Source organism: Actinosynnema sp. (assembly GCF_052038725.1).
In genome coordinates, this window is the sequence record NZ_JBQGCX010001273.1 from 1 (window position 1) to 6,866 (window position 6,866).

Below are 6,866 nucleotides of genomic sequence, written 5' to 3' on the forward strand. Positions count from 1 at the left end.
ACCGAACGTGCGACCGGCGTCCGTCCGGGCGGACTGAGGTGGGGGACGGTCGTCACCGCGCAGTCGGGGCGACGATCGTCCCCCGACGAAACGGCTCACCCGTACGGGGGAGGCATTGTCGGCCGGCAATTACCGTTCGAATCGATCTAGTAGCTCTCCGCAATTGGTCGAGATTTGCTCCGCGCCGACTCGGGTCATGGTTTCGGGGTCCGGCTCGGACATATCCGATCCAAGGAGAAGCCAGAGATGAACAAGCTCGCCCGATTCGCTGTCGCCGCCGCCGCCGGCAGTGTGCTCGCGCTGTCCTCGGCAGGTCTGGCCCAGGCCGAGACCGCTCCCGCCGAAGTCTCCGGCCAGAACCAGTCCACGGTGCAGCAGATCGACGGCCAGGCTGCGGCGCTGGTGCGCGCGGCCCAGGCCAGCGACCTGGCAGCCCTTCAGTCGACCAACGACCAGTTGCGCAGCTCGCTCGCGCAGCTCAACGACCCCTCGATGGCGGCTCACGCCGACGCGGCGGAGGCCGCCAGCGCCGAGTTGCAGCGCATCCTGCCCGGTCTGCCCAGCCTCCCCGGTCTCGGGGGCGTCACCGGCGCCGTGCCGGGCCTGGGCAGCCTCGGTTCCGCCACCGGCCTGGTGTCCCAGCTGCTCGGCAGCCTCCAGGACCTCCTGGGCAACATCCTGCCGCTGACCGGCGGCGCGGGCCTCGGCCAGCTCACCGGCGCCCTCGGCAGCCTGCCGGGCGTGGGCGGCCTGACCGGCGGCCTGCCGGGCGTGGGCGGCCTGACCGGCAGCCTGCCCGGTGTCGGTGGCCTGACCGGCGGTCTGCCGGGCCTGAGCACCGTGACCGGCCGGCTCGGCGGCCTGCCGCTGGTCGGCGGCCTGACCGGTGGTCTCGGTGGCGCGACCGGCGGTCTGCCGGGCCTGAGCACCGTGACCGGCCTGCTCGGCGGCCTGCCGCTGATCGGTGGCCTGACCGGTGGCCTGCGCCCCTGATCCCGAACCCTCGGTGATCTTTTCGTGATAGGCGTCGCAAACGGCGCCGCCGGTGACCCGGTCCGATTTTCGGGCCGGGCCGCCGGCATTTCTCCACCTCACAACTGCCAATTGGGCCGTTCGGCTCAAATGGTTAGACCGTTCGGACGCTCGCGGTCTCCCGGTGAACCTCCTACCGTGCGGTTCCGTGGCTAATCAAGGCGACCGCCGGGGAAGTTCCGGCGGCTACACCGACGACGGACTCCGCGCATCGGGCGCCACGGCCAGGGGGGCACACCACTACGCCGAGGAACCGGACCCCGAGCCCGCGCAGGGCAGGGGCACCAAACCGCTGGTCACCGGCGGCACCGGCACCGGCTACTTCGACAGCGACGACCTGCCCCGGAACCGGTACGAGCGGGAGAACCGCTACGAGCCCGAGAACCGCTACGAGCCCGAGGACCGGTACGAGCCCGAGGACGACGTCCAGCCGCACCGGCCCGGCACCGGGACCGGGTTCACGCCGGTGCCCGACCCCGGCGAGCCGGTGTCCCGCTTCGACGACCTGCCCGCCGCGCAGCTGCCGCCCGCCTGGACCGCGAGCCACGACGTCGGCCTGCTCGCGCTGCGCCTGGGCCTGGGCCTGGTGTTCACCGGGCACGGCCTGCAGAAGGTGTTCGGCCTGTTCGACGGGCCGGGGCTCGACGCGTTCGGCAAGGTCCTGGCCAGCATCGGCTACCAGCAGTCCGGGCTCCTGGCCTGGGTGACCGGCCTGACCGAGCTGGTCGGCGGCGTGCTGCTGATCCTGGGCTTCGCCACGCCGCTGGCCGCCGCGGGCGTGCTCGGCGTCATGGCGAACGTGCTGCTGCTCAACTTCACCAACGGCTTCTTCCTGCCCGACGGCGTCGAGTTCGAGGCCGTGCTGGCGGCGGCGGCGCTCGGCGTGCTGTTCGCCGGACCGGGCCGGGTCTCCCTGGACCACCGGCGCCCGTGGTTCCACCGCCCGCTGCTGGCGGCCTCGCTGTGCCTGCTGCTCGCGGCGGGCCTAACCGCGGTCACCCACCTCGCGCTGCGCTGACCCCGGCCCGCACCGCTCACCGGGACCGCCCGCCCTGGCCGCCCCCACGACGAGCAGGGGCCCGACCGGATCTCCGGTCGGGCCCCTCGCGCGTTCGGGGTGTCGCCCCAGGTCAGCGCATCAGCGGTTGACGTCGCGCACCGCGCCCTTCGACGCATCCGTCGCCATCCGGGCGTACGCGCGCAGCGCCGCCGTCACCGGGCGCACCCGGTCCACCGGCTGCCACGGCCGCTCCGAGGCCTCCATCTTCGCCCGCCGGTCGGCCAGCACCGCCTCGTCCACCAGCAGCTCCAGCTTGCGCTCGTGCACGTCGATGAGGATCCGGTCGCCGTCCTGCACCAGGCCGATCAGCCCGCCGCCCGCCGCCTCCGGCGAGACGTGGCCGATGGACAGGCCCGAGGTGCCGCCGGAGAACCGGCCGTCCGTGATCAGCGCGCACTTCTTGCCCAGGCCCGCGCCCTTGAGGAACGCGGTCGGGTGCAGCATCTCCTGCATCCCCGGCCCGCCGGACGGGCCCTCGTAGCGGACCACGAGCACGTCACCGGCCTGGATCTCCTTGTTCAGGATCACCGACACCGCCTGCTCCTGGGACTCGACCACGCGCGCCGGCCCCTCGAACCGCCACAGCTCCTCGTCGATGCCCGCCGACTTGATGACCGCGCCGGACTCGGCCAGGTTGCCGTGCAGCACGGCCAGCCCGCCGTCCTTGGTGTACGCGTGCTCGACGTCCCGGATGCACCCGCCCACCGCGTCGGTGTCCAGCTTCGACCAGCGGTTCGAGGTGGAGAACGCCTGCGTGGTGCGGACCCCGCCGGGCGCGGCGTGGAACAGCTCCACCGCGCGCTCGGACGGCGACTCGGCCCTGATGTCCCACTCGCCGAGCCACTGCGCCATCGTGCGCGAGTGGACGGTGGTGACGTCCTCGTTGAGCAGCCCGGCCCGGTACAGCTCGCCCAGCAGCGCGGGGATGCCACCGGCCCGGTGCACGTCCTCCATGTGGTAGTCGGAGTTCGGCGACACCTTCGCCAGGCAGGGCACCCGGCGGCTGAGCGCGTTGATGTCGGACAGGTCGAACTCGACCTCGCCCTCCTGCGCGGCTGCCAGGATGTGCAGCACGGTGTTGGTCGAGCCGCCCATGGCCATGTCCAGCGCCATCGCGTTCTCGAACGCGGCGCGGTTCGCGATCGAGCGCGGCAGCACCGACTCGTCGTCCTCGCCGTAGTAGCGCTTGCACAGCTCCACCACGACCCGGCCCGCCTCGGAGAACAGCTCGCGGCGCGCGGCGTGCGTGGCCAGCGTCGAGCCGTTGCCCGGCAGCGCCAGGCCCAGCGCCTCGGTGAGGCAGTTCATCGAGTTCGCGGTGAACATGCCCGAGCACGACCCGCAGGTCGGGCACGCCGAGCGCTCCACGACCGACAGGCCCTCGTCGTCCACCTCGGGCGACGCGGACGCGGAGATCGCGGTGATCAGGTCGGTCGGCGCGACGGCGACGCCGTCCACCACGACCGCCTTGCCCGCCTCCATCGGCCCGCCGGAGACGAACACGACCGGGATGTTCAGCCGCATCGCGGCGTTGAGCATCCCCGGCGTGATCTTGTCGCAGTTGGAGATGCAGACGATCGCGTCGGCCTGGTGCGCGTTCACCATGTACTCGACCGAGTCGGCGATGATCTCGCGCGAGGGCAGCGAGTACAGCATCCCGCTGTGGCCCATCGCGATCCCGTCGTCCACCGCGATGGTGTGGAACTCGCGCGGCACCCCGCCCGCCTCGCGGATCGCCTCGGCGACGATGTCGCCGAGGTCGCGCAGGTGCACGTGACCGGGCACGAACTGCGTGTACGAGTTGGCGATCGCCACGATCGGCTTGCCGAAGTCCGAGTCGGTCATGCCGGTGGCGCGCCACAGCGCGCGGGCGCCTGCGGCGTTGCGGCCGTGGGTGGTGGTTCGGGAACGGAGCGGGGGCACAGCTCCTCCTGGGTTTCCTGGCGTGGTCTGGTTTCGCGTCGGGCGCGAGGTGCGTCGGCGCGGCAGTCCGGTGCGGTCGTGGGCGCCGGGGCCGTGCGGGGAGCGGTGACCCCAGGCTACCCCTGCTTCAGCTCGCCCCGGACCAGCACGCCCGCCTGCGCCAGTGTGACGACGTGCACCACCGTGCACCACAGGCAGACCTTGCCGATGAGCAGGAACTCGGCGGCGACGAGGTAGACCACGAGCAGCACGCCGACGCCGACCGCGCCCAGCCTCACCCAGCGCAGCGGCGGCACGCGCCACGCCCAGGGCAGGCTGATCGCGGTCAGGAAGGCGAAGAACAGCGCGCCGAGGACGGCGACGGGGACGCCGAACAGCTCCGACTGCTCGCTGCTGGTGACCGTGCCGCAGTCGACCAGGGAGTTCTCGGAGCAGACCAGCAGCTCCTGCTGGAAGTGGGTGACGGTCAGGTAGACCGAGGTCGCCAGCCCGAGCAGCGACAGGATCAGGAAGGCCAGACGGGACTTCTGGGTCACCGGGCCGACTCTACGTAAGCGGGCGGCCCCGGTCGGGAGGACGGGGCGGGCGGCTGCGGAATCGGGGACCCCGGCCCTCGGGAGGCGCGACCGGGGTCCCGCGCGGCGGGGGACCCCGGACCCTTGCGCGCCGGGTCAGACGTCGTCGGCGGGCTTCGCGACCGGCTTCCCCGCGGGCTGCTCGGGCGACTGCTCGGCGGGCTGCCCGGTGAGCTGCTCGGGGGACTGCTCGGGGGACTGCTCAGCGTCGGCCGTGTCCTTCTTCACCTGCTCGGGCGACACCTGGTCGGTGGTCTCGGCTGGCTCGGCGCTCTCGCCCGCCTCACCCGCGCCCGCCTCGGCCCGAGCCTCCTCGGCCTCGGCCAGCGCCTTCGCGCGCGCCACCGGGTCGTCCACCCGGCCGCCGCTCACGGCGGCCAGCGCGGGCAGGTGCGCGAGCTTCACGGCGGGCAGCTCCACCAGCTCCTCGTCCGCGACGACCGCCGACAGCCCGCCCTTCCCGCTCACCTTCAGCGACCTGACCTCGTCCCACTCCACGACCCGCCCGCCGAACGCGGTCCTGGTCACCAGCCGCTCGGGGGTCGCCGTGGTCCGGGTGCGCACCACCCACCACGCGAAGCCCAGGGGCAGCAGGTACAGGACCGACAGGACCGGCTCGGCCAGCGCCATCGGGGTGACGCAGATCGCGGTCAGCCCGGAGGCGAGCAGGGCGGTGGCGGGGACGCGGAACACGAGCTTGGGCACGTCCGCGATGGTCGCACCCCACCTCACGGGCGGTGACGCCGACCCCGAGGCCGTCACCCGATGCGTCCACGATCCGGGAGTGCTGTCCCGCACAGTTGACGCTGCCCGAGTTCCACGGTTAACGTCAGGGCCATGCAGCGCAACCTCGTTCTCGTACTTCGCAGGCGCGTCGACGCCTGAGCGGAACAGCTTGCGTCGACGCGCGACCCTCGTACGACCCGACAGATCCGGGTTGGCGGGGGTTTTTTCGTGCCCGGACCGTGCTCCTCACCTTGACCCAGAGGCAGACAGATGACCAGCGCAACCTCGCGACCGGCCCCCGGTGAGCCGCTGTCGCCCCGCCCTGGACCCCGGCCCAAGCCGGCGCCCCCGAGCGGCGCGCCCGTCCGCGTGACGGGCGCCCAGTCCCTCGTCCGCTCCCTTGAGGCGGTCGGCTGCGAGATCGTGTTCGGCATCCCCGGCGGCACCATCCTCCCCGCGTACGACCCGCTCCTGGACTCCACCAAGGTCCGCCACGTCCTGGTGCGCCACGAGCAGGGCGCGGGCCACGCCGCCACCGGCTACGCCCAGGCCACCGGCCGCGTCGGCGTCTGCATGGCCACCTCCGGTCCCGGCGCGACGAACCTGGTGACGCCGCTGGCCGACGCCAACATGGACTCGGTCCCGGTCGTCGCCATCACCGGCCAGCAGTCCCGCCCGCTCATCGGCACCGACGCGTTCCAGGAAGCCGACATCTGCGGCATCACCATGCCGATCACCAAGCACAACTTCCTGGTCACCGACCCGGCCGACATCCCGAGGGCGATCGCCGAGGCGTTCCACATCGCCGCCACCGGCCGCCCCGGCCCGGTCCTGGTGGACATCCCCAAGGACGTCCTGCAGGAGACCACCTCGTTCTCCTGGCCGCCGGAGCTGCGGCTGCCCGGCTACCGGCCCACCACCCGCCCGCACGGCAAGCAGGTCCGCGAGGCCGCGAAGCTCATCGCCGCCGCCCGCCGCCCGGTGCTGTACGTCGGCGGTGGCGTCATCAAGGCCGAGGCCTCCGCCGAGCTGCTGCGCCTGGCCGAGGAGAACGACATCCCGGTCGTCACCACCCTGATGGCGCGCGGCGCGTTCCCCGACTCGCACCGCCAGCACCTGGGGATGCCGGGGATGCACGGCACGGTCTCCGCCGTCGCCGCGATGCAGAAGGCCGACCTGCTCATCGCCCTCGGCGCCCGCTTCGACGACCGGGTCACCGGCCAGCTGGAGTCCTTCGCGCCCGAGGCGCAGGTCGTGCACGCCGACATCGACCCGGCCGAGATCTCCAAGAACCGCCGCGCGGACGTGCCGATCGTCGGCGACTGCAAGGAGATCATCACCGAGCTGATCGACGCCGTCGCCAACGAGAAGGCGCACGGGCACGCCGCCGACCTGACCCCGTGGTGGGAGCTCATCGACTCCTGGCGCGGCACGTTCCCGCTGGGCTACGACTGGCCCGACGACGGCACCCTGTCCCCGCAGTACGTGATCGAGCGGATCGGCGCGCTGTCCCCGGACGCGGTCTACACGGCGGGCGTCGGCCAGCACCA

Annotated in this window: 6 protein-coding genes; 3 read left to right on the forward strand and 3 right to left on the reverse strand. The window is 72.8% G+C overall.

Going from position 1 to position 6,866, the window contains the following annotated elements; genetic code table 11:
- Positions 1-246: 246 nt before the first annotated feature.
- Complete coding sequence (locus ACTUAL_RS26880) at positions 247-993, forward strand: hypothetical protein (RefSeq protein WP_440902201.1); 747 nt, start codon at positions 247-249, stop codon at positions 991-993.
- A gap of 187 nt (positions 994-1,180) precedes the next feature.
- Positions 1,181-2,050, forward strand: coding sequence for a DoxX family protein (locus ACTUAL_RS26885; RefSeq protein ID WP_440902202.1), 870 nt, complete (start codon positions 1,181-1,183; stop codon positions 2,048-2,050).
- Between the two features lie 120 nt (positions 2,051-2,170).
- Here the strand turns inward: ACTUAL_RS26885 and ilvD are convergent, their stop codons facing one another.
- The 3 genes from ilvD to ACTUAL_RS26900 all read right to left on the reverse strand — a co-directional run bounded on the left by ilvD (position 2,171) and on the right by ACTUAL_RS26900 (position 5,295).
- Positions 2,171-4,015: a dihydroxy-acid dehydratase gene (gene ilvD / locus ACTUAL_RS26890; protein ID WP_440902203.1), complete on the reverse strand. Its 1,845-nt coding sequence runs from the start codon at positions 4,013-4,015 to the stop codon at positions 2,171-2,173.
- A gap of 116 nt (positions 4,016-4,131) precedes the next feature.
- Complete coding sequence (locus tag ACTUAL_RS26895) at positions 4,132-4,551, reverse strand: vitamin K epoxide reductase family protein (RefSeq protein ID WP_096496679.1); 420 nt, start codon at positions 4,549-4,551, stop codon at positions 4,132-4,134.
- A 135-nt stretch (positions 4,552-4,686) separates the two neighbouring features.
- Positions 4,687-5,295, reverse strand: a complete 609-nt coding sequence (locus ACTUAL_RS26900; protein WP_440902204.1) for a PH domain-containing protein — start codon at positions 5,293-5,295, stop codon at positions 4,687-4,689.
- Positions 5,296-5,586: 291 nt separating this feature from the next.
- Here ACTUAL_RS26900 and ilvB point away from each other — a divergent pair.
- Positions 5,587-6,866: biosynthetic-type acetolactate synthase large subunit (gene ilvB / locus ACTUAL_RS26905; protein WP_440902205.1), on the forward strand; the 1,280-nt coding region annotated here is incomplete at its 3' end.